The organism is Capnocytophaga sp. oral taxon 878, assembly GCF_002999135.1.
In the GTDB taxonomy this organism is placed as follows: Bacteria; Bacteroidota; Bacteroidia; order Flavobacteriales; family Flavobacteriaceae; genus Capnocytophaga.
The window spans coordinates 102,075-123,162 of the sequence record NZ_CP027229.1 but is presented as its reverse complement, the minus strand read 5'-3'; the positions used below and the strand labels follow the sequence as shown (position 1 = coordinate 123,162).

The 21,088-nt window shown below is 39.1% G+C and carries 17 protein-coding genes; 7 read left to right on the top strand and 10 right to left on the bottom strand.

What is annotated here, in order from left to right; genetic code table 11:
- Positions 1–42: 42 nt before the first annotated feature.
- From C4H12_RS00600 to der, 7 genes are all read right to left on the bottom strand, one after another.
- Entirely contained in the window at positions 43–477 is a 435-nt protein-coding gene (locus tag C4H12_RS00600) for a dCMP deaminase family protein (RefSeq protein WP_106097187.1), read from the bottom strand.
- Positions 440–1,363 carry a bifunctional riboflavin kinase/FAD synthetase gene (locus tag C4H12_RS00595; protein WP_106097186.1) on the bottom strand — a complete coding sequence of 308 codons (924 nt, stop codon included), beginning with the start codon at positions 1,361–1,363 and terminating at the stop codon, positions 440–442. Before C4H12_RS00595 ends, C4H12_RS00600 begins: the two co-directional genes overlap by 38 nt.
- Positions 1,360–3,132, bottom strand: coding sequence for a long-chain fatty acid--CoA ligase (locus C4H12_RS00590; protein ID WP_106097185.1), 1,773 nt, complete (start codon positions 3,130–3,132; stop codon positions 1,360–1,362). The genes C4H12_RS00595 and C4H12_RS00590 overlap by 4 nt, the downstream gene beginning before the upstream one ends.
- A gap of 133 nt (positions 3,133–3,265) precedes the next feature.
- On the bottom strand, positions 3,266–3,718 hold the full coding sequence (gene coaD, locus C4H12_RS00585) for a pantetheine-phosphate adenylyltransferase (RefSeq protein WP_106097184.1): 453 nt from the start codon (positions 3,716–3,718) through the stop codon (positions 3,266–3,268).
- Positions 3,719–3,730: 12 nt separating this feature from the next.
- Positions 3,731–4,708, bottom strand: a complete 978-nt coding sequence (locus C4H12_RS00580; protein WP_106097183.1) for a D-alanine--D-alanine ligase — start codon at positions 4,706–4,708, stop codon at positions 3,731–3,733.
- Positions 4,709–4,771: 63 nt separating this feature from the next.
- Complete coding sequence (locus C4H12_RS00575) at positions 4,772–5,605, bottom strand: hypothetical protein (protein ID WP_106097182.1); 834 nt, start codon at positions 5,603–5,605, stop codon at positions 4,772–4,774.
- Between the two features lie 52 nt (positions 5,606–5,657).
- On the bottom strand, positions 5,658–6,962 hold the full coding sequence (gene der, locus C4H12_RS00570; RefSeq protein WP_106097181.1) for a ribosome biogenesis GTPase Der: 1,305 nt from the start codon (positions 6,960–6,962) through the stop codon (positions 5,658–5,660).
- Between the two features lie 344 nt (positions 6,963–7,306).
- Between der and C4H12_RS00565 the strand changes: the two genes are divergently transcribed.
- The 5 genes from C4H12_RS00565 to C4H12_RS00545 all read left to right on the top strand — a co-directional run bounded on the left by C4H12_RS00565 (position 7,307) and on the right by C4H12_RS00545 (position 12,609).
- The gene (locus C4H12_RS00565) at positions 7,307–8,251 is read left to right on the top strand and encodes a hypothetical protein (protein WP_106097180.1); all 945 of its coding nucleotides are present in this window, start codon (positions 7,307–7,309) and stop codon (positions 8,249–8,251) included.
- Positions 8,252–8,305: 54 nt separating this feature from the next.
- On the top strand, positions 8,306–8,584 hold the full coding sequence (locus C4H12_RS00560; RefSeq protein WP_106097179.1) for a SemiSWEET family transporter: 279 nt from the start codon (positions 8,306–8,308) through the stop codon (positions 8,582–8,584).
- A 105-nt stretch (positions 8,585–8,689) separates the two neighbouring features.
- Positions 8,690–8,962 (top strand): hypothetical protein, encoded by a 273-nt coding sequence (locus C4H12_RS00555; protein ID WP_311337982.1) that lies wholly within the window; start codon positions 8,690–8,692, stop codon positions 8,960–8,962.
- 203 nt (positions 8,963–9,165) lie between these two features.
- Positions 9,166–11,445 (top strand): TonB-dependent receptor, encoded by a 2,280-nt coding sequence (locus tag C4H12_RS00550; RefSeq protein ID WP_106097178.1) that lies wholly within the window; start codon positions 9,166–9,168, stop codon positions 11,443–11,445.
- A gap of 123 nt (positions 11,446–11,568) precedes the next feature.
- Positions 11,569–12,609, top strand: a complete 1,041-nt coding sequence (locus C4H12_RS00545) for a DUF4434 domain-containing protein (RefSeq protein ID WP_106097177.1) — start codon at positions 11,569–11,571, stop codon at positions 12,607–12,609.
- A 14-nt stretch (positions 12,610–12,623) separates the two neighbouring features.
- On the opposite strand, the gene C4H12_RS00540 is transcribed toward C4H12_RS00545, so the two are convergent.
- From C4H12_RS00540 to C4H12_RS00530, 3 genes are all read right to left on the bottom strand, one after another.
- A complete protein-coding gene (locus C4H12_RS00540; RefSeq protein ID WP_106097176.1) occupies positions 12,624–13,682 on the bottom strand; it encodes a hypothetical protein in 1,059 nt (352 codons plus the stop codon).
- A 16-nt stretch (positions 13,683–13,698) separates the two neighbouring features.
- A complete protein-coding gene (locus C4H12_RS00535) occupies positions 13,699–16,860 on the bottom strand; it encodes an exodeoxyribonuclease V subunit beta (RefSeq protein WP_106097175.1) in 3,162 nt (1,053 codons plus the stop codon).
- A gap of 121 nt (positions 16,861–16,981) precedes the next feature.
- Positions 16,982–19,204 (bottom strand): helix-turn-helix domain-containing protein, encoded by a 2,223-nt coding sequence (locus C4H12_RS00530; RefSeq protein ID WP_106097174.1) that lies wholly within the window; start codon positions 19,202–19,204, stop codon positions 16,982–16,984.
- Positions 19,205–19,545: 341 nt separating this feature from the next.
- Here C4H12_RS00530 and C4H12_RS00525 point away from each other — a divergent pair, with 341 nt between their 5' ends.
- Positions 19,546–20,046 carry a hypothetical protein gene (locus tag C4H12_RS00525; RefSeq protein ID WP_106097173.1) on the top strand — a complete coding sequence of 167 codons (501 nt, stop codon included), beginning with the start codon at positions 19,546–19,548 and terminating at the stop codon, positions 20,044–20,046.
- A gap of 81 nt (positions 20,047–20,127) precedes the next feature.
- Entirely contained in the window at positions 20,128–21,066 is a 939-nt protein-coding gene (gene fmt / locus C4H12_RS00520; RefSeq protein ID WP_106097172.1) for a methionyl-tRNA formyltransferase, read from the top strand.
- Positions 21,067–21,088 lie beyond the last annotated feature (22 nt).

Below are 21,088 nucleotides of genomic sequence, written 5' to 3'. Positions count from 1 at the left end.
AAAAAAAGAGGTTGTTTAAAACAACCTCTTTTTTCTTTTTTATTATACTTCTGTAAGATGTACTACCTCAACACCTGCTTTTTCAAGAAATGCCAATCCTTCATTATCACGATAACCTTCTAAATAAACCACTCTCTTAACTCCTGATTGGTAAATGAGCTTACTACATTCTTTACAAGGAGACATTGTAATATAAAGAGTAGCTCCTTCAGAAGATTGTGTGGAGGCAGCTACCTTCATAATGGCATTAGCTTCTGCATGAAGCACATACCAATGAGTATTACCTTCCTCATCTTCACAACAATTATCAAATCCTGTAGGTGCTCCATTATAACCATCCGAGATAATCATACGGTCTTTTACCATAATAGCACCTACTTGTTTGCGCTTAGAGTAGGATAGTTTAGCCCATTCCATAGCCATACGCATATAGGCTTTATCATAGCGCAATTGCTTTGCGAGCTGCTGTTTCGTCATCATTTAATTGTTTTTTAAGAAGTTCAACTGAATCAAACTTTTGTTCAGGACGCAAGTATTGTATAAACTCAATAGTAAGTTGTTGCCCGTAAAGATCTGCTTTAAAATCAAAGAAATAAACTTCGATAGAAGCGCCTTTACCTTTAATAGTAGGATTTTGTCCTATACTCATCATACCATACACTTTTTGCCCATTTATAAAACTATAAACAGCATAAACACCATCTTTAGGAATAAGTTTATAATCTTCAGCTACCTCTATGTTAGCTGTAGGATAACCAAGAGTGCGTCCTAACTTAAGTCCATGCACTACCTTACCTGTTAGAACATAAGGAGCACCCAGATAATGTTGTGCTGTCGTTACATCGCCTTTATTAAGTGCTTCGCGTATTTTGGTAGAACTTATTGAAACTTCATCTACTTCTTGCACTGATATTTCTTGCACCTCAAAGCCGTACTTTTCTCCAAAAAGCCGCATATCATCAATATTAGCAGTGCGGTTCTTTCCAAAACGATGGTCATAACCTATAATTACTTTTTTCACTTTTAAATGTTGTACTAAAATTACAACAAACTCTTCAGCAGTAAGATTAGCAAAAGCCTCATCAAAAGGTTGTATTATCAACAAATCAACCCCTAAGTCTGTAAAACTTTGTCTTTTTTCTGCAAGAGTGTGAATAAGTTTTAATTGATCATCGTGTTGTACTATTTTTCTTGGATGAGGAAAAAAAGTAAAAACGGTAGATAGAAGTTGCTCATTATGAGCAGCTTCCACTACCTTTTTAATAATTTTCTGATGCCCTAAGTGTACCCCATCAAAAGTACCTATGGTAAGTACAGTAGGTTTTGGAGAGGTAAAAGCAGTAATATCAGTTATCTCGATCACTTGTTATAGAACTTGTTATAAATATCAATATATTTTTGTTTAATGATACGTCGTTTTAATTTAAGAGTAGGCGTTAGGTGTCCACCATCAATAGTCCATTCATCAGGAGTAAAGTCAAATAGTTTTACTTGTTCCCATTTACCTAAATGACTATTTACTTTAGCTACTTCTTGCGCTATACGATTGTGTACTATTTCACTCTTAGCAATATCTTCATTAGTGCTACCTATTGTTACTTTATGTCTACGAGCCCATTCCTTTACAAATGGAAAATTAAGCTGAATAATAGCTGCAGGCATTTTTTCTCCTTCACCTACTACCATTGCATTCTCAATAAAACGAGAAAGCTTAAGTTGGTTTTCTATAAGCTGAGGCGATACATATTTACCTCCCGATGTTTTAAAAATCTCTTTCTTACGGTCTGTAATTTTAAGAAACCCTTCACTATCTAATTCACCTATATCCCCTGTATGGAAGAAACCATCAGTTATATTATCTGCTGTTTGGGCTTCATCTTTGTAATAGCCAAGCATTACATTTTCGCCTTTTACAAGTATTTCACCATCTTCAGCTATTTTAACTTCTATATTAATAATAGGTTTCCCTACTGTACCTATTTTCCAATATCTCCCCGACTCTCTGTTTACAGCTATTACAGGTGCAGTTTCTGTAAGTCCATAGCCTTCCATAATTTTAAGACCTGCAGCTGAGAATACTTTGGCCAAACGAGGTGAGAGGGCAGCACTCCCCGAAACAATCATTTCTATACGCCCGCCTAAGGCTTCACGCCATTTGCTAAAAATAAGTTTGCGTGCTATTTTAAGTTTAAACTCATACCAAGCTCCATTAGCTTTATAAGGTTCATATTGGAATCCTAATTCCAACGCCCAGAAGAAAAGCTTGCGTTTTAACCCTTTAAGCTCAGCTCCTTTACTAAAAATTTTATCGTAAATCTTCTCTATTAATCGTGGTACTACTGTAACTATATGTGGTTTCACTTCCCGAAAATTATCACTAATTTTATCAAGTGATTCTGCAAAATAAATATTCAAACAGTCATACTGATATAAGTAAGTAAGCATACGCTCAAATACATGGCATACCGGCAAGAAACTAAGGGCTGTGGAGCCTTCTTTAATAGGCAATCGGTCTTGACAGTTAATAATATTAGAAATTATATTCCAATGAGATAACATTACTCCTTTTGGGCGACTTGTAGTTCCCGAAGTATATATAATAGTAGCTAAATCATCTTTATGGATAGTCTCTTTACGTGCTTCCACCTCTGCTTGATTACTTTCATCAGCTCCTAAAGTAAGTATTTCGTGCCAATGATGAGCATGTTGCACTTCATCAAAAGTAAAAATTGTCTTAAGGAGGGGCAGCTTATCTTTAATAGAGGTTATTTTATCACAAAGCTCTTTGTCCGATACAAAACAGTATTTACATTCAGAGTGATTGAGTATATACTCAAAATCTTCTAAGTTAATAGTAGGATAAATAGGCACATTTTGTGCCCCTATTTGCAAGATACCCATATCCAGTACGTGCCATTCAGTACGATTAGTGCTAGAAATAACAGCTATTTTATCATTCTTTTCTATACCCAAGCGCAATAAGCCTCTACTTACTACATTCAGTTGCTGGATATACTGCTGGGTCGAAGTCTTCTCCCATTTGCCATTGTATTTAGTAACAAAAGCACATTCTAATGGGTGTTTAGATTGTTGGTAATAAGGTATATCAAATAAACGAGTTACGGTATTCATTGGTTTATATTTCTTTTTTGAATATTATTATTCTACAATTACTTGATGCGTGGCTCTTTTAATGGGAATATAGGCTACAATAGCTACTGCCTAAGTAATTTATATCTCCACACATAATAGTTCATTTTTCAAATCACACTCTTACACTGTCAGGCACCAATACTGTATAATCACCATTGTTGCGAATTACATCTCGCACTATCGACGATGATATAAACGAAGTACGGGCTGCCGTGAGCAAAAATACAGTCTCAATTTTTGAAAGTTTTCGGTTAGTATGAGCAATAGCTTTCTCAAACTCAAAATCTGCCGGATTACGCAGTCCTCTCAATATAAATTGAGCATCAATTTCTTTGCAGTAATCAACAGTAAGACCTTGGTAAGTAGTTACTTTTACTTTAGGTTCATCAGCAAAAGCTTTTTCAATAAACTCTTTACGTTGTTCTATAGTGAACATATAGTTTTTATCTCCATTAACTCCAATGGCTACTACTATCTCGTCAAAAAGGTCTAAAGCACGGGTAATAATATCGTGATGTCCCAACGTTATAGGATCAAATGACCCAGGAAATAAAGCTCTCTTCAATGAATTAATTTATTAACGGTTAAGTACTCTTTCTATTTCACTTTCAAATAGTTCACTTAGGCTAATACCTGCTACTTTTGCTTGTTGGGGTAATATACTAGCTTCCGATAAGCCTGGTGTAGTATTCATTTCCAATAAGTAAGGTGTATCATCTACTATAATGAACTCACTACGGCTATAGCCTTCCATTTTCAAAAGCCTATATACGCGTTCAGCCAAAGCATTGATTTTAGCGGTCATTTCAGAAGAAAGTCTTGCCGGTGTAATTTCTTTTGATTTGCCTAAGTATTTAGCTTCATAATCAAAGAACTCATTTTCAGAAACTATTTCAGTAATAGGCAATACTTTTATTTCTCCTTTATAGCCAATTACTCCTACCGATACTTCAGTACCTTTCAAGAAACTTTCTATAAGTATTTCATCATCTACTTCAAAAGCTTTTTCAATAGTTTCTACTAGTTTGCTCTCTTCATTTACTTTAAAAGTTCCAATACTGCTCCCCGATCTATTAGCCTTCACAAAGCAAGGCATACCTACTTTAGCTACTATATCAGAGGTCTTATAATCTTCCCCTTTGTTCAGGTAATAAGAAGGTGCCGAAAGAATACCATAAGGCTTCAATACCGATAGCATATCTCGCTTGTTAAATGTAAGGGCTGAAGCATACATACTACAGCCTGTAAGGGGCAAGCCTATAAGCTGAAAATACGCTTGTAGATAGCCATCTTCCCCTGGTGTCCCGTGAATAGCGTTAAATACGGCACTAAAGGTAATCTTTTCTCCATTCAGTAATAATGAAAAGTCATTCCTATTTACAGGGTATTCATCTCCTTTAGCATCTACATATACCCATTTATCGCGGTCAATACGCACTGGGTAAGGTACATATTTGTCTTGGCCAAGGTGTTTCGCTACTACCGCAGCACTTTTAAGAGAGACTTCTGCTTCTTTGGAGTAGCCTCCCATTAGTATAGCTATATTCTTTTTCACTTTTAAAAGTTTTTGTATATTCTTTTCTAAGAGACTAATATCTCTTGTTATATATTCCCAGTATTAAAATACTTCTCCTATATCATTTAAAGGCATTTTATAAATAAGTCGCTTGCTCAGCACTTCATAATGCCCATTTTTAAATAACCTATACACTACTTCATATAGGTCTTCTACTGATATTTTATAGAAGAGATTCACTATAAAACTTCCTTTTTCTTCTATCACTTCTGTAGGTCGTAACTCAGGTACATACACTTCATAGTAAGCATCTATCTCTTCTTTTTCTCCACTCCAATTTACTTCTATCTTCATCGGATTCTTAATATCCGAAAAATCGTTAATAGGAAATGCATTCTCCATCAAAAAAAGAAAAACTACCGCTTCTTTAGGGGTTGTAATAGGTGTGAGTCTCCTTATTGCCTTTTTCCTAGTCCATTGTTCATATCGTTTACCTCGCTTTTCAATAATTCCAGTAGCCCATATCCTATTCCTATATTCTATTGCATTTTTTAATGATAGCCAATAAGGTTCATCTTCTTTATAAATACCTTCAAGATATTTCAGTGTTTCCATTTGCATAGCAGTCTGAAAAAGCATCCCTTTTCTCTTGCTTTGCCAATAGGCTCTCTTGCTAATTCTTATCCTATTCTTTCTAGCTTTTTCACTAAATTTCACCCCATATTTATCACACAGAACAGTTTCATCTATCAAAAGTGTATCAATAGGTTTCTTTGAAAAAACTTCTATAGGATTTCCCGTCTGCTTTATGATTACTTCCTCTAGCGGAACCCTCTCCGATGCCTTAGGGTACACTCCCGAATGTTTAGGAATATAAGATTGCGCTTGCAATCCAAACGGAATAATTACACTAATAAGTAATAACAATCCTTTCATATTCCTCTTTATTTACACTTCATTACAAAGTCAGATACATATCCCTCTCAGATTATTTCTGCCTGAAATATACATCAATAGGAACTCCGTTAAAATCAAAATTCTCCCGAAGTTTGTTCTCTATAAAACGTCTATAAGGTTCTTTTACATACTGCGGCAAATTAGCAAAGAAAGCAAACTGTGGCATAGGGGTAGGTAATTGGGTGCAGAACTTTATCTTCACATATTTACCCTTAATAGCAGGTGGAGGATAATTCTCTATCAATGGCAACATTACTTCATTCAGCTTCCTTGTCGGTATCCGTTTGCTACGGTTGTTGTACACCGCTACCGCTGTTTCTATAGCTTTGTAAATACGTTGTTTGTTCAATGCCGATACAAACAAAATAGGCACATCAGTAAAAGGCTCTATTTCTTTTCTGATAATCGCCTCATACTGCTTGGCAGTATTATTCTCCTTCTCTACCAAGTCCCACTTGTTCACCAATATCACAATACCTTTGCGATTGCGTTGCGCCAACCAAAATATATTCGCATCTTGGCTCTCAAAGCCTCTGGTAGCATCCAGCATCAAGATACACACATCCGAGTGTTCTATAGCCCTAATAGATCGCATTACCGAGTAAAATTCCAAATCCTCCTTTACCTTAGCCTTACGCCTAATACCAGCCGTATCCACCAAGTTAAACTCAAATCCAAAACGATTGTATTTAGTATCAATAGCATCACGAGTAGTACCCGCTATATCAGTAACTATGTATCTATCTTCACCTATGAGCGCATTAATAAACGACGATTTTCCTGCATTAGGACGCCCTACCACCGCAAAACGTGGTAATTCAGTCTCCTCTTTCTGCTCCTTCTCTGGCAACACCTTTAGCAAGTCATCCAATAACTCCCCAGTACCACTACCATTAATGCTTGATAAGGCATAAAGTTGCCCAAAGCCCAAAGCGTAAAACTCGTGCATATCATTCCTACGGTTATTGCTATCCACCTTATTTACAACCACAAGCACTGGCTTATGGCTCCTGCGTAATAGGGTCGCTACCGATTCATCCATACCCGTAAGCCCATCTTCCACATTTACCATAAACAAGATAACATCAGCCTCTTCTATAGCCAATGCCACTTGCTTATTAATCTCCTTTTCAAATGTGTCGTCACTTCCCGAAAGGTACCCCCCAGTATCAATTACCGAGAATTCCGTACCATTCCAATCCGTTTTACCATAATGGCGGTCTCTGGTTACACCACTCACAGCGTCCACAATCGCCTCACGGCGTTTTATAAGACGGTTAAATAAGGTCGATTTCCCTACATTAGGTCTACCTACTATAGCTACAATAGCACTCATATTTTTCTATTTTATTTTGCAAAGGTAATAAATTATTACCAATTAACAATTAATAATTAATATTTTCTCTTAATCCCCCCTCCTCCCTCACCCTTCATCAATCCATTGTCCTCCCCCACCCCCTCACCTCCTATCCTTACTCTCCCCTACCCCCTAACTCCTATCCCCTACCTCCTATCCCCTACCTCCTCCCCCAGCTATCCCCTAGGTTGAACGAACGATAAACGAACTATAAACGAACTATAAACGAAGGATAAATATTTAATATTGCCCCAAACCCAGAAAAATTTGCCGATTAGCAAATTTATTTGTACTTTTGCCTCAATTTTAAAAATAATTTTTATATGAAAAAGTTTTTTATAGCCTTGATGGCAAGTGTAGCCTTAGTGGGTTGTGGTAAGGGTGACGACAACGATAAAGGCATACAAGAGGGTGCTTTCCCTAAGAAAACAACTATTACTTACCCTAATAGTAACAGGAGTAGTATAGCAACCTATAATATTCAGAACGGCAAGTTGTTGTCAACTACTATTACTGAATATGAAAATGGCGTTCAAACAGGTACGGCTCAGATTATCAAAGCAGAATACTTGGGAGACCGTATAACCCAAGTAAAGTATGGTCAACCTTCTGCAGAAAATTATGCTATTGAAGATTATGTCTACGACGGACAAGGACGAGTGATAAAAGAAACACGCGTAGAGCCTCATAGAACAACAGAATACGGAGATTCTTATACCAAAGAATACCGCTATGAGGGTGAACAGCTAACAAAGATTATCAAACAGAGCGTTTCAAGTACTTGGATTAACGGAGAGCGCAAAAAGGTAAATAGACATTCTGAGAGTGTGTTAGCCTATAGCGGTAATGATATTATTGTAAATGAAACTGTTACCTATCGCGATGGGAATGGAGCAGTGGTATCAGGTACAGAAACTTATACTCATACAGGAACTACTACCTATACTGTAGCAGGGGGCAACCTAATAAAAAAAATAGAAAGAAGGCAAACTACCGAGTATAAATACGATAGCAATACAAACCCTACACCACTGAATGCATTGTTAAAAACAACAGTTCCTGATTATTTTTTACAAAAAAGCTATAGTAAAAATAATTTGATAGAAGAAGTGAAGAGTTATACTGATCTTCAAGGGAAATTAGTTAAGAATATTACCTCTATTGAGCTTACTTATAACAGCAAGGGGTATCCTACTATGAAAAAACATTATACTCAAGAAGGTAATAACGTAAAAACTCTTGAATATATAGAAGAATTTGAATACTAAATAAAGACGAAACACAAAATACGAATTACTATCTTTGCAGAAAACCATATTATTATGAACGAAAAAAGAAATATCAAGCAAAAAATTAATTTGTTTATAGGTTCCATAGGAGCCTTTATAGGAGTGGCGGTATTTGTAGCCTATATTCCTCAAATTATGGCCAACTTAGAGGGGCACAAAGCACAACCTTGGCAACCTTTGTTTGCAGCTGGGTCTTGTCTTATCTGGGTGATGTATGGCTGGACAAAAGAGCCTAAGCCAGATTATATTCTCATTATCCCCAATTTGGTAGGGGTAGTTTTAGGATTCTTAACTTTTATTACTTCACTTTAAAGCTACTGGATGTTTCTGCTTTTCGGCAAAAGCAAAAACGATCACTAATCCCTACATTGGAATAATTTTTGTATCTTTGCCTTACAGAATAAGAATCTTATGTCTATGACCTTTACCATTAATGAGAGTCACCCACAAGCCTCTGCCCTTGTGGAACTTCTTAAAACATTCAGTTTTGTTTCCTTTAAGGAGACCAAAACGAAGACAAAAAAGACTGCTACAAAGGAAAAAGCAGCCCTTGTAGAGGCTGCTTTTGAAGAAGAAAGCCCTGAAGATTATGAATTTATTATGGCACTTTCTAAAGAAGCCAATAGAAATGTAGCCCGTCGTCTGGCTAAGGAAAAAAACATAATACTCCCTTCTCAAAAGAAAAAATAATGATTTAATTTAAGTTTCGCAAGCTCTATAACTTACTGAAATAAAGGCGAAATAGAAAATACGAAAAGACGAAATGCGAGTAACACCCGTATTTCGTCTTTTGTATTTAAACACATATTATTTAAAAATTTTCTACATAAATGCTTGCAATTATTTAGAAAGTTTTTATTTTTGCGCCCGAAAAGTAATAAATAAATGTTTTTATGAAAAACAAATCACTATTTTTGGGCAGTCTGCTGTTAGCTATGATAGCCTCTGAGGTAGCCGAAGCGAAGTCTTCAGCCCTCGAAAACACAAGCGTAACGCGCTTTCAACAAGAAGAAATAGAGGTAGAAGGACAAGTGTTCGATGCCGACGGCTATCCAATGCTAGGAGTCAGCGTAGTTGTAAAAGGCACCCATCGTGGCGTCGCTACTGATGAAAACGGACAGTTTTCTCTTCGTGCCGACGAAAATGCTGTACTCGTCTTCCGCTTCTTAGGATATAAAACTCAAGAAATAGCTCTTAACGGACGCTCTTCTATCACCGTACAGATGGAAATCTCCACTCACGAGCTCAAAGAGGTAACCGTTACTTCTACCGGTATCAAACGCCAAATCAAAGACTTCGCAGGTACCGTGAACGTCATCTCTGCTTCCCAAATTAAAGAATTAGCCATCCCCGCAGTAGGCGATGCCGTACGCTTTATGCCTGGGGTAAACTATATAGACGAAGATGGTCGCGGATTGCGCCCTGGTATCGGGCTACGCGGTATGGAACCCAACCGAAATAGCAATACTTTGGTAGTCATTGATGGTAAAATACCTATCGGGCAAAGCTATTCCGATATGGGTGGTTATTATATGATGCCCGTAGGCGCTATCGAAAGTGTGGAAGTGATAAAAGGTGCCTCTCCTGCTCTTTACGGAAGTGGTAGTATAGGCGGGGTAGTAAATATCATCACCAAAAAAGGAGCCGCTCGCCCTTATACAGGCATCAACCTACAATATGGCAACCATAATGCTCTAAATATAGGGTTAGAAACGGTAGGTAATGCCAATGAAGGAGCAATGAATTACTACGCAGGCTTCCACCGCCGCCAAGGCGATGGCTTCAGAAAGTCACGCAGCCGCTATAATGTGAACGACCTTACTGCCAATGTAACAGCCAAAGTAGGCGACAAAAACGAATGGCGCTTCTTCCTAAATGGCTTTACCGAATATTCCGATACTCCAGGAGGGCTTAGTCAAGCACAATGGGAGCAAGACCCCGAGCAGTCTGTTAATCCACACGACTTTTTCGAGGCAAGACGCTTCAGTACCGCTATCTCATACAAACGCAGTTTTGATGAAACCAATAGACTGACCACTTCTGTATATGGTAGTTACCTAAAAAGAGACTGGTGGTTAGACAACCGCAACGCTACCGCTAGCAAACGCAAATTTGTAGCTGCTTTGCGCGATATCCCTACAGTAGGCTTATTCTCCGACTATGAGCGTACCAACACTCTATTCGACAAAGAAAACAAACTCTTAGCAGGTATCCGCCTACATACCGATGTTACCCACGAAGTATCAGTAGCCGGCGACGAAATGGGCAAAAAAGCAGGTAAAACCACTGCCAATTCAGCCAATACCGTAGCCGTAGTAGAGGGCTATGTGTTCGATGAGTTCCACATCACCGATAAACTTAATATCAACCCTGGTCTGCGCTATACTTTTGTAAATTACGACAAAGAAGATTACTTCCGCAATAGTTGGGATAACCGCAACGAAGATGCTTTCATCTACTCATTAGGGGTATTCTACAAATTCTCCGAGCAGTATCGCGCTTATGCTACTTATTCTAAAGGCTATAAGATGCCGCAGATACGTGTAGCTTTCGAAACCAATGGCGACCTCGATGCCGAAACTTCTAATAACTACGAAATAGGTTTCCGTACCCAACCTACTCAATGGCTCGAAGTAGAGTTAGCAGCCTATATATTAGACTTCAATCATAAAATATTCCGCGAAAGTGGCTTGCTTAATAACGGAGGAAAAGCACTACACCAAGGGATAGAAGTAAATGGTGCTATTTATCCAGTAGAAGGGCTAAAACTCTACGGTAGTGGTGCTATACAAAAAGCTACTATTGAATACGGTATGTACAAAGGCAACCGCATACCTTATGCACCGCGTTACACTGCTACCGCAGGGGCTAAATACCAATGTGCTATAGGCGAGGGCACCCTTACTACCAACGTATACGGTAACTTTGTAAGCTCACAATTTTCAGACCTTGCTAATACTTTTGAAGGCTCTGCTAATGGCAATGTAGGTTTAATACCTAAGTTCTTCTTGCTCAATGCAACCGCTAACTATAGCTATAAGCAATGGAATTTCAACCTTAATGCTCTCAACTTGCTTAACCGCAAATACTTCACTACCCGCCACAATGCTTGGGGAGGTATTATGCCAGCAGCTACTATCAGCATATTAGGAGGTGTAGGCTATCAGTTCTAACCCCTTTTCATACATAAACATAAAAAAAAGCTGTTCAACCAAAAAGTTGAACAGCTTTTTATTTGTATTACAAATTTGCGTAACTACTCTTTATTTTATATTTTTGCCTGCAAAATAACTCTTATGAAAAAACTCTTTCTCTTTATCATACTCAGTGTGATGTTTTTTCTTTCTTGTAGCAGAGATAACAACACTCCAAATCCGGAACTTCCTGCTCCACCTCCATTAGAGCGAAAGATACTCACAGGCACTTTTATCCAACTCTTTGGCAAAGACAATTGGAGTGAAGCACAATGGGATGAGCTTCTCACCGAAATCAAAGATGTAGGGATGAACACTCTTATTGTGCAATATACTGCATTCAAAAATCCTTACAACAATATCACTTGGTTCAATTCAGCAAATACATTCACAGCCACTAAGAGCAAAAACACCTTGCAACAACTTTTAGCCTCTGCCAGCCGAAAAGGGATAGAAGTGCATATAGGGCTACATTTTGATGATACGTATTGGGATCACCAAACCGATGTGGCGTGGCTACAAACACAAGCCAATTATTGTATTGTCATAGCCGAAGAAATACAAGCTCAGTTTGGCACAAATTCAGCCTTCAAAGGCTGGTATATACCTCACGAGCCCGAGCCTAACGCTTATAATACCGATGAGAAAGTTCGCCTTTTTAGAGAGCATTTTGTAGATCGCATTTCCAACCGCCTGCACCAACTGAACAACAAGCCAGTGTCTATTGCTGCCTTTTGGAATAGCTCACTCTCCACACCCCAGCAGCTGCAACACTTTATGGCAGAACTGTCTAAAAGCAATTTGCAAATTATAATGTTACAAGATGGTGTGGGCGCACAACACGTAACCCTTGAGCGCCTTGCCAGCTATTATGAGGCTGCACAACGCGGACTCTTTGAAGAAAATAAAAATTACAAAGGCGTTTTTTGGAGTGATTTAGAAACCTTTGCATCACCCAATGGTAAGTATCCTTATCAGCCTGCCTCTTTTGATAGGGTAAAACAACAATTGCTTACAGCACGTTCTATCCCTAAAGTTAGCAAAATAGTATCTTTCCACTATTTTGATGATATGAGCACTAAAAGTCCTCACAAAGCCCAAGCCGATGCCCTGAGAGAAGCCTATAAAAAGTTTATCAAGTAATCCCCCTACTTTTATTATCTCTTATCTATACCAACCTTAAATACACTAATCTTTTCACTCCCCGACACTACAATAGTCTGCTCATCTACAAAAAGGAAGCTGTAGTAATTACCGTCACCAGTAAGCTGTTGCCAGCTATCCCCCCTATTGTTAGAAAAGAAAATACCATTTGCCGAAGTAGCTATTAATCCATAACCTGCACTGTTAGGAATATACCTCACACAGCTAGCATACCCCATAGCCTTATCAGGGGTAATAGCCTCCCACGTTTTTCCCCCATCAAAGGTAAGGGCAGCACTGCCTTTACGTTCAGTAGGATGTTGGTAGTCTCCTCCTACAACTATACCCTGCTTTTCATCGTAAAAAGCTACCGAAAAAGCGCCTTGCGTAGGGTTACCCTGTACCAGAGGCAAGGTAGCAAGTTCCTGCCATTTATAGCCTTTATTCTCCGAGTAGAACACTCTACTTTTAGTGCCACCAGTCACCACCCATATTTTATTGCCAATATGAGTCAATGCCGAATTGCTCGCAGCAAATACAGCCTCTCCTTCTTCCAATTTAGGAGTCTGTGACCAAGTTTGCTTTTCCCATTGCGCACCTTTATCATGACTTGTTATTACCGACATACGTCCTTCAATAGGGTCGCCCACAGCTATACCAAATTGGTCATCTATAAAGCATATTGCATCGTAAAATACAGCAGGGTGTTCCTCTCGGTACACTTCTTTCATTCCACTTTGTTCAGCTTTATATAGCAGGGCTGGGTTGCCTATCGAAAGTATAAAAACATTCTGTGTAGTAGCTGCTACAGACCTAAAGTCCGAAATCACCCCCCTATTCTTCATATCAGAAACCGCAATAGTATAGTTCTGAGTATTAATAAAGCCAAAAGTAGCATCCGAGCCCGCAAAAGCTACATTCCCATCCGATAGTAATACCATCGCCCTAATGCTTATTTTAGGCAAAGCAAAGCTTTTGATTTCTGTTAGCTTAACAGTTGTTCCCTCATAAGGATTTTTGGGGTTACAAGCCACCAAAATTAAAGTTATTAAAATAATAATAATGTTTTTCATCTGCAAAATACTTGTTTTAAGATTTCACCACTACTCCTTGGTCTAAATACACTAAGTACTTGCCTTTCACCTGCCAGTCCATAGCTTTTAGGTTTGTTTCGTAGTAATGTAATTGTTGGTGATATTTATTGTTAGGGCTACCTGTTTTATAATCAATAATATATACCTCACGGGTCTCTGGCTTATAGGCCAACCTATCAGGACGAAAATAGTTACCTTCATTATCAAGAAACTCACGCTCGGTAAAATACTCATAATCCTTACTGAAGAAAGGGGCTATAGTAGCATCTGTAAGTAGTTGTTCCATTTGGGGTAGTAGCAATTCATATTGTTCAGCAGTAATAGTTCCTTCTTCAAGGGCATCCGCAAGCACTCTTTCAAGGTCAGTAGAGTAGGTAATTTTAGCAAAAAGCTCGTGTATAAGGTTACCGCGTTCTAAGGCTTCTTGCTTATGAGTATCCCATAATAATGATGCCCCAGTAGCTATTTTGTAGTTAGGTACCTGCCAGCCTCTTTGGAAGGGGATAGGCTGTTGTTGGTTTTCTGTTTTGCCTTTCTTTTCTGGGAATATTGGGCTGCCAAAAGCATATTCTACCACATTATCATTCCACCAGCCTTTTTGAGCCAAAAATTGCTGAAAAAGGGTACCATAAGTTTCTCCTCCCTTTTTAGGTAAGGAGGTAATCACATATAAGAAAGATTCAGGACGGGTCATTGCCACATACAGCACATTTATTTGGTCTAAACGGTTTTGCTCGCGTTGTTGCGTAAGCAAAGCAGCAGCCTCTGCACTGTAGTTCTCCAAACTTTTATTGCTACTTATAAGCAGATAGTCAAAACCGTTATATTGGCTTTTATCTACCTTAAACCACAACTTCTCCGAGTGGGGGTCTATGAGTTTACTATCTGCAAAAGCATAAATAATCACCGGTGCCGAAAGCCCTTTACTCTTGTGTATAGTCATTACAGTTATAGCATCCAGCCCTTCTGGCGAACTGATACTAAGGTTTTTTTCTTGTTCATCCCAATACTCCAAAAAGTCAGCTAAGCCTCCTTTTCTAGCATTTTTGAAATCAAAAATAATATCCATAAAATGAGTAAGGTACGCATCCGATGTCCGTGCCAATTCAAAACAGTTCACTGCCAATGCCACTCCCTCATATAATGAATATTGGTTAAACTGTTCCATTGAAAAGTTATACTCAGCAAAGAATGTGTTTATAGGCTCTGGCACGTATTTACTTAAAAATAAATGTGCTTCAGTTATTTTTTTCATCCTGATATAATCAAAGAGCAACTGTACTTTTAACTCTTCACTTTCAGGGTGATATAACAACCGAAGCAATGATACTAGAAACTGTACCGAAGGCACATTCTTCAGTAATAATGAGTCTGGTGAAATTACATTCTTCCCTTTCCCCGATAAGTATGAAGCCACTGCCGCTCCTTCTTTATTGGTACGTACCAGTATGGTAATATCTTTATCTACCGCTCCTGCACTATTAGCGTGTTGTATTTTCTCCCATATTGCATCACAATAGGTTTGTTCTCGTGGGCTAAGTGCTACTGTAAGCTGATTTTCTTCTTGTGCTTCCTCTTCTCCTATTTCAACAAAAGTAACATTCAAATAGCCTTCTGGTAGTTTTTTACTTTCTTTGCTTTTAGGATAGTTTTGAATAGCATTATCATATAATTCTCTGTATTGCTTAGTTTCAAACTGTTCAGCTGCAAACTTAAAAAAGTTATTATTAAAATTTATAATCTCTTCTAAGCTGCGGTAATTATCATCCAAGCTACGGGTCTCCCCTTCTATAAAAAAAGGGTTCTCCACACCCGAATACAAACTCATAAACTGTTCTGCCTTTCCTCCTCTCCATCGGTAGATTGATTGCTTAGCATCCCCTACCAACAGTACCGAGCCTTGTTGTTTAGCTACCTCACTCTGCACAGCATTAAGTATAAGCGGAATAAAATTCTGCCATTGCAATACCGATGTATCTTGAAACTCATCAATAAAATAATGCCGATACCTTTCACCTATACGCTCATAAATAAAAGGAGCAGGCTGGTTACTAAGCTCCGATGATATAACTCCGTTAAATTCCCATATCGGCAAAATATTCTCTTCTTCTTTTATAAGTTCTATCTCTCTTTGTATTCTATTTAGCAATGCCAATGGCACTACATACCTCAAAGCATTACGGGCAAAAGCAAGCTCCCCAAAAGACTCTTGTATGCCCATAAAAAGTCTTATAATATCAGGTTGTAATGAGTCTATAAGGGCTGTATTTAGTTTCTTAGCAGCAGTTTTTCCATATAGAGGTTCTCCGTTTAGCATATTCTCTTGCCAAACCGTACCCCACGAAGGTTCTTTCTGTGGGTCAAATGTTAGTTCATTAAAGAAGTTATACACATACCCTCTATTAAAAGCGTCCTTGCCCAATCCGTGTTGGTCAAGCAGTTGCATAAAGTCATTAGCCAAGCTTTTAATAGTATCAAGGGCTGTGTTACGTTGTTTTAGCAAGGTGTTTTTAAGAGCGTAGAAGTCTGTTAGCTCTTTCCCTTTTAGCAGTTGCAAAGGTTCATAATGATTCTCTTCTGTAAGCATTTGGGCTACTTCTAGTAGCTCTGCAGTAGTATCCCAGTTTTTATCTTCATCTATCTTTTCGTTAGAAAACTGAATAAGCAAATCTGTAAGCTGAGGGTCATTACCTGCTTCACTCATCAGGTTATCTACTGCCCGTTCTAATAAAGCCTGGCTGTCCAACTGTACTTCAAAAAACGGATTCAAATGCAAGTCGTATGAAAATCTACGTATTAGCTGGTGGTTAAAGCCATCTATAGTACTGATGCCAAAAGCAGCATAGTTATGTAATATATGCTCTAAGGTTTTAGCAGCTCGGTCTTGTAGTTCTTTATCTGTCAGCTTCAACTCTTTCCGAAGTTCCACAAACATTGGGTGCGGATCATACAGCATTTTATCATTACTAAACTCTCCCAACAATTCAATAATGCGGTTCTTCATCTCAAAAACCGCCTTATTAGTAAAAGTAATAGCCAGCAAATGCCTAAAAAGATCCGTATGCTTACTGCCCAATATTATTTGTAAATAAGCCTTTACAAGGCTATATGTCTTCCCCGAACCTGCCGATGCATTGTATATAGTATAGTTTGCCATTTTCTCTTTCTTATAACACTATCCTCTTTTTTGCTGTACAACAGTTTTATGATGATTTTTCCTTTGTACATCTACTGTTATATGCCGCAAATATACCGCTTTTTTCTAAAATAACAATTAATTATTCCTTCCCCAAATACACCTTCCTAAAAAGATTTAATTTATCCCAGGAGTAGCGCCCTTGGGTCTGTTCTACCACTGTTTTTAAGCTATCCTCTTCCAAGGCATCTATCAAAGGACTTAGTTCTTCTATCTCTTTCTTACTAAATAGCTTATCAAGGTCAGCCACTATACTTCCTTCTTCTATCAGTTTTATTAAATGCTTATTTATAGTACTTTCTGTTATATTGCGCTCTTCAGCTATTTGTGCAATGCTTTTACCCTCATTCCATAGCAGCAATGTTTTCTCGTAAGTATTAAGCTTTTTAGGAGTTTCTTCTTCCTTATCTTTTGTGAATAGCTGTTCCTGCTTCATCTGTTTATTCACGTTAGTTACTATCTGCATAAATAAGGCTTCAAACCGTTCCGTACTAACCGTTTCTTTACTAAAATCTTTTCCCGTTGCTGCCAGTGCCATCAGTTGTTGTAGTCTGAAGAGTTTTTTCACCACTTCACCCATATTATTGCTCAATTCTTCCAGCTCACCTACAAACTCCTTTACTTTCTTTTGGTAGTACACTTTTTCTAGCACATACATCACTTGGTACCACACCTGCGAAAGCAAAGGTATAAAATACTCTACCGATTTTTCTACCCGCTCGCACACATACTCCACCGAAGCCCCTTGCCTAAAATATCCATCAAGCTGCTTGCTAAATTTAGCTGCGGTAGCCACCAGTTCTTTTACCTTTGCATACTGTTGTTGCGCCCAGTTTTTATATACATTCTTATTGCCTATTTCTCCCGAATAACTACTGGAGTGCTGTAACCAAGCCGTTTCAAGGGTAACCCAATCAAAGGTTCTCATTGCCATTTCTTGCAGAAACTCCAACCTCCCTTGCTCCCATTCTTGCTGTACTTGCCCTTCAGTAGCCTTATTAGCTGCATACTGCAACACCTCTTCATTACTTTCTATACCATTCTGTGGCACAGCCGATAGGAGTCTCAATCCATCTATGGAGCGCAATCGTGAGAACGCCACGTATGCCTGCCCCGATGCAAATACACTCTGTATATCCAAAGCCGCCTTCTCAAAAGTAAGACCCTGACTCTTATGTATCGTTATGGCCCACGCCAGTCGCAGAGGGTATTGTATGAATGAACCCAGCACCTCTTCTTCTATCTCTTTGGTGGTTTCATTCAGCCTGTAGCGCACATTCTTCCACTGGTATCTATCCACCTCTATCACATCAGCATCATCCAGAAGCACCGCTATCCGTTCATCGTTTAAGGACTGTACTGTCCCCATTTTCCCATTAAAAAACCTCCGATTACCCGTCGGGTCGTTTTTAATAAACATCACCCTTGCCCCTTTTTTAAGTTCAATCACCTTATCTATCGGGTACATATATTCTGGAAAATCACTCACTATCTTAGCCTCATACCTATAAACAGGCGTTTTCAAAGCCTCCATCTGTCGGGCATTAATAGCGTCAGCTTTAGCGTTATGCGTTGTCAGGGTAATGTAATTATCATCTGTTTTAGTACCCAAATGAGGCTTTACATAGCGTTGCAACTCAGCCATATCCTTTTCTGTTAGCTTATTTTCACGCAGATGATTCAGCAAAGCAATAAATACAGGGTCTGTTTGTCGGTAAATCTTCTCCAATTCTATATACAGTAGCGGATGCTCTTTCACTACCTTTGATTGGAAGAAGAACATCCCCTCATAGTACTGCTGTAGCACCTCCCATTCTTGCTGCTTCACCACTGGTGGCAGTTGCAATAAGTCTCCTATAAACAGAACCTGCACCCCACCAAAGGGCAGTCTATTCCTGCGTATCTGTTGCAAGCAAAAATCAATAGCATCCAGCATATCCGCACGCAGCATACTCACCTCATCTATAATAAGAAGCTCCATATTGCGTATCAGCTGGATTTTATTCTTATGCATCTGAAAATGCTTTTGCAGCGATGTCCTATTCTCTATCCGTTGCAGCTCATTCGCCAAAGGAACCGACCCATAAGTAGGCAAAAATGAAGCAAAAGGCAACTGAAACAGAGAGTGTAACGTAACCCCTCCTGCATTAAGTGCCGCAATACCCGTAGGCGCAGCCACCACAGTATTCTTATAAGTAGTATCTATAATCTTACGCAGCAGAGTCGTTTTCCCAGTACCAGCCTTACCAGTAAGGAAAATATTCCTATTGGTTTGATTGATAAGTGATAGAATCGTATGTTCCATATTTCTTGGTTCTAACAGAGTGCAAAGATAACAATAAATATCAATTAATAATCTACAAATAACAATAATATCTCACCCCTCTCCCCACCCCCAGCCCATCATCCACCACCCCCCCTACCACCACCACACCACCTCCCAACCCTCCCCTACAATGAACGAACGAATAACGAAGGATAAACGAACTATAAACGAAGGATAGTCTGCGAGCTGACACAGCTGAGTATGCCACCAACAATACCCCTACCCCCTCTCTTACCCCTTACCTCTTACCTAAAAAACTTGCCAATTGAAAAAATATTCGTATCTTTGCCCCTCGTAAAACTATTTTAAATATTTCTATTATGAGAAAAATCATCTTACTTATAGGCTGCATATTCAGCTTAGCAACCGCCTCAGCTCAAATAAACAAAGGCGGTGTACAAATTAACGGAGGCTTAGGAGTTTCTGGCGCAGGCACTATGATCTATAGCGCTGCCGATTTCGGAATCACCAAACAAATATCACTTGGTGGCGAACTATTCTTCCGTTTCGATAGCTACTCAGGCATAGGATATACCAACGTAGGTATATTAGCTACCAGCAACTTCCACTTTGCCGAGTACCTCAGAATCCGCGTACCACTCGACCTTTACGGAGGATTAAGCCTCGGATACTACAACTGGGGTATGAACACCAAAGACGACTGGATTAAATCTTATTACGACTCCGGTATCGCATTCCGATTCCAATCAGGAGCTCGCTATTTCTTTAACAAGCACTTCGCAGGCAACCTCGAGTGGTTCGTTGAAAACAACGCCTTCTCTACCGGCGGAATTAAAGCTGGTATCACTTACTTATTTTAAAATCAACCCATAAGAGGTAACACCCAAGAGGCTTCAACACCCCTACACTGTTACCTCTTATCTTTTTCCCTTAGCTAAAAAATGAGAATCGTATTTATGGGAACGCCCGATTTCGCCTTGGCTTCCCTCCAAGCATTAGTCGAAAACAATTACAATGTAGTGGGCGTAGTAACCGTAGCCGATAAACCTTCCGGACGCGGACAAAAACTAAACGCATCACCCGTAAAAACTTATGCCCTAAGCAAAGGGATACCCGTACTACAACCCCTAAAACTCAAAGACGAAAACTTCTTAACACAACTCAAAGCACTCGCCCCCGATTTACAAATAGTAGTAGCATTCCGTATGCTACCCGAAGTAGTATGGCGCCTGCCCAAATACGGCACCTTTAACCTGCACGCCTCCCTACTGCCCAACTACCGCGGCGCAGCACCCATTAACTGGGCTATTATTAACGGCGAAAAACAAACAGGTGTAACTACCTTCTTTATCGACGAAAAAATCGATACCGGAGCCATCATAGCACAAGCCATAACCCCCATTACCCAGCACGAAACCGCAGGCACCCTACACGATAAGCTAATGGTACAAGGAGCCAAATTAGTATGCGAAACCGTAAACAAAATAGCCGAAGGCAACTGCCCTACCCAACCACAAAACAAAGAAATCACCTTCGCCGAAGCTCCCAAAATATATAAAGAAACCTGTAAAATCAATTGGCATAAAAACGGATTAGCTATAGAACAACTCATACGCGGTATGAGCCCCTACCCCACCGCTTGGACAGAGTTCATCCATAAAGGAGAAACCCTCCCCACCAAAGTCTACGACGCTCTTTTCCAGCCCCATACCCACCAGCTGCCCATAGGCACAATAATAGCCGACAAAAAGCACCTACAAATAGCCGTAACCGATGGCTATATACAACTGCTCGAACTACAACTACCCGCCAAAAAACGTATGAAAACCACCGATTTGCTAAACGGATTTAGCTTTAATGAAACAACAATAGCAATATAGCAAATTAAGTTTGGAACGATAA

Excerpts from the sequence above, each read along its gene's own strand:
- C4H12_RS00525 (WP_106097173.1), top strand. The coding sequence starts at position 19,546 with ATGAGAAAAATCATCTTACTTATAGGCTGCATATTCAGCTTAGCAACC.
- C4H12_RS00560 (WP_106097179.1), top strand. The coding sequence starts at position 8,306 with ATGAACGAAAAAAGAAATATCAAGCAAAAAATTAATTTGTTTATAGGT.
- C4H12_RS00565 (WP_106097180.1), top strand. The coding sequence starts at position 7,307 with ATGAAAAAGTTTTTTATAGCCTTGATGGCAAGTGTAGCCTTAGTGGGT.
- fmt (WP_106097172.1), top strand. The coding sequence starts at position 20,128 with ATGAGAATCGTATTTATGGGAACGCCCGATTTCGCCTTGGCTTCCCTC.
- C4H12_RS00600 (WP_106097187.1), bottom strand. The coding sequence starts at position 477 with ATGACGAAACAGCAGCTCGCAAAGCAATTGCGCTATGATAAAGCCTAT.
- C4H12_RS00590 (WP_106097185.1), bottom strand. The coding sequence starts at position 3,132 with ATGAATACCGTAACTCGTTTATTTGATATACCTTATTACCAACAATCT.
- C4H12_RS00575 (WP_106097182.1), bottom strand. The coding sequence starts at position 5,605 with ATGAAAGGATTGTTATTACTTATTAGTGTAATTATTCCGTTTGGATTG.
- C4H12_RS00555 (WP_311337982.1), top strand. The coding sequence starts at position 8,690 with ATGACCTTTACCATTAATGAGAGTCACCCACAAGCCTCTGCCCTTGTG.
- C4H12_RS00540 (WP_106097176.1), bottom strand. The coding sequence starts at position 13,682 with ATGAAAAACATTATTATTATTTTAATAACTTTAATTTTGGTGGCTTGT.
- C4H12_RS00545 (WP_106097177.1), top strand. The coding sequence starts at position 11,569 with ATGAAAAAACTCTTTCTCTTTATCATACTCAGTGTGATGTTTTTTCTT.
- C4H12_RS00550 (WP_106097178.1), top strand. The coding sequence starts at position 9,166 with ATGAAAAACAAATCACTATTTTTGGGCAGTCTGCTGTTAGCTATGATA.
- C4H12_RS00535 (WP_106097175.1), bottom strand. The coding sequence starts at position 16,860 with ATGGCAAACTATACTATATACAATGCATCGGCAGGTTCGGGGAAGACA.
- der (WP_106097181.1), bottom strand. The coding sequence starts at position 6,962 with ATGAGTGCTATTGTAGCTATAGTAGGTAGACCTAATGTAGGGAAATCG.
- C4H12_RS00530 (WP_106097174.1), bottom strand. The coding sequence starts at position 19,204 with ATGGAACATACGATTCTATCACTTATCAATCAAACCAATAGGAATATT.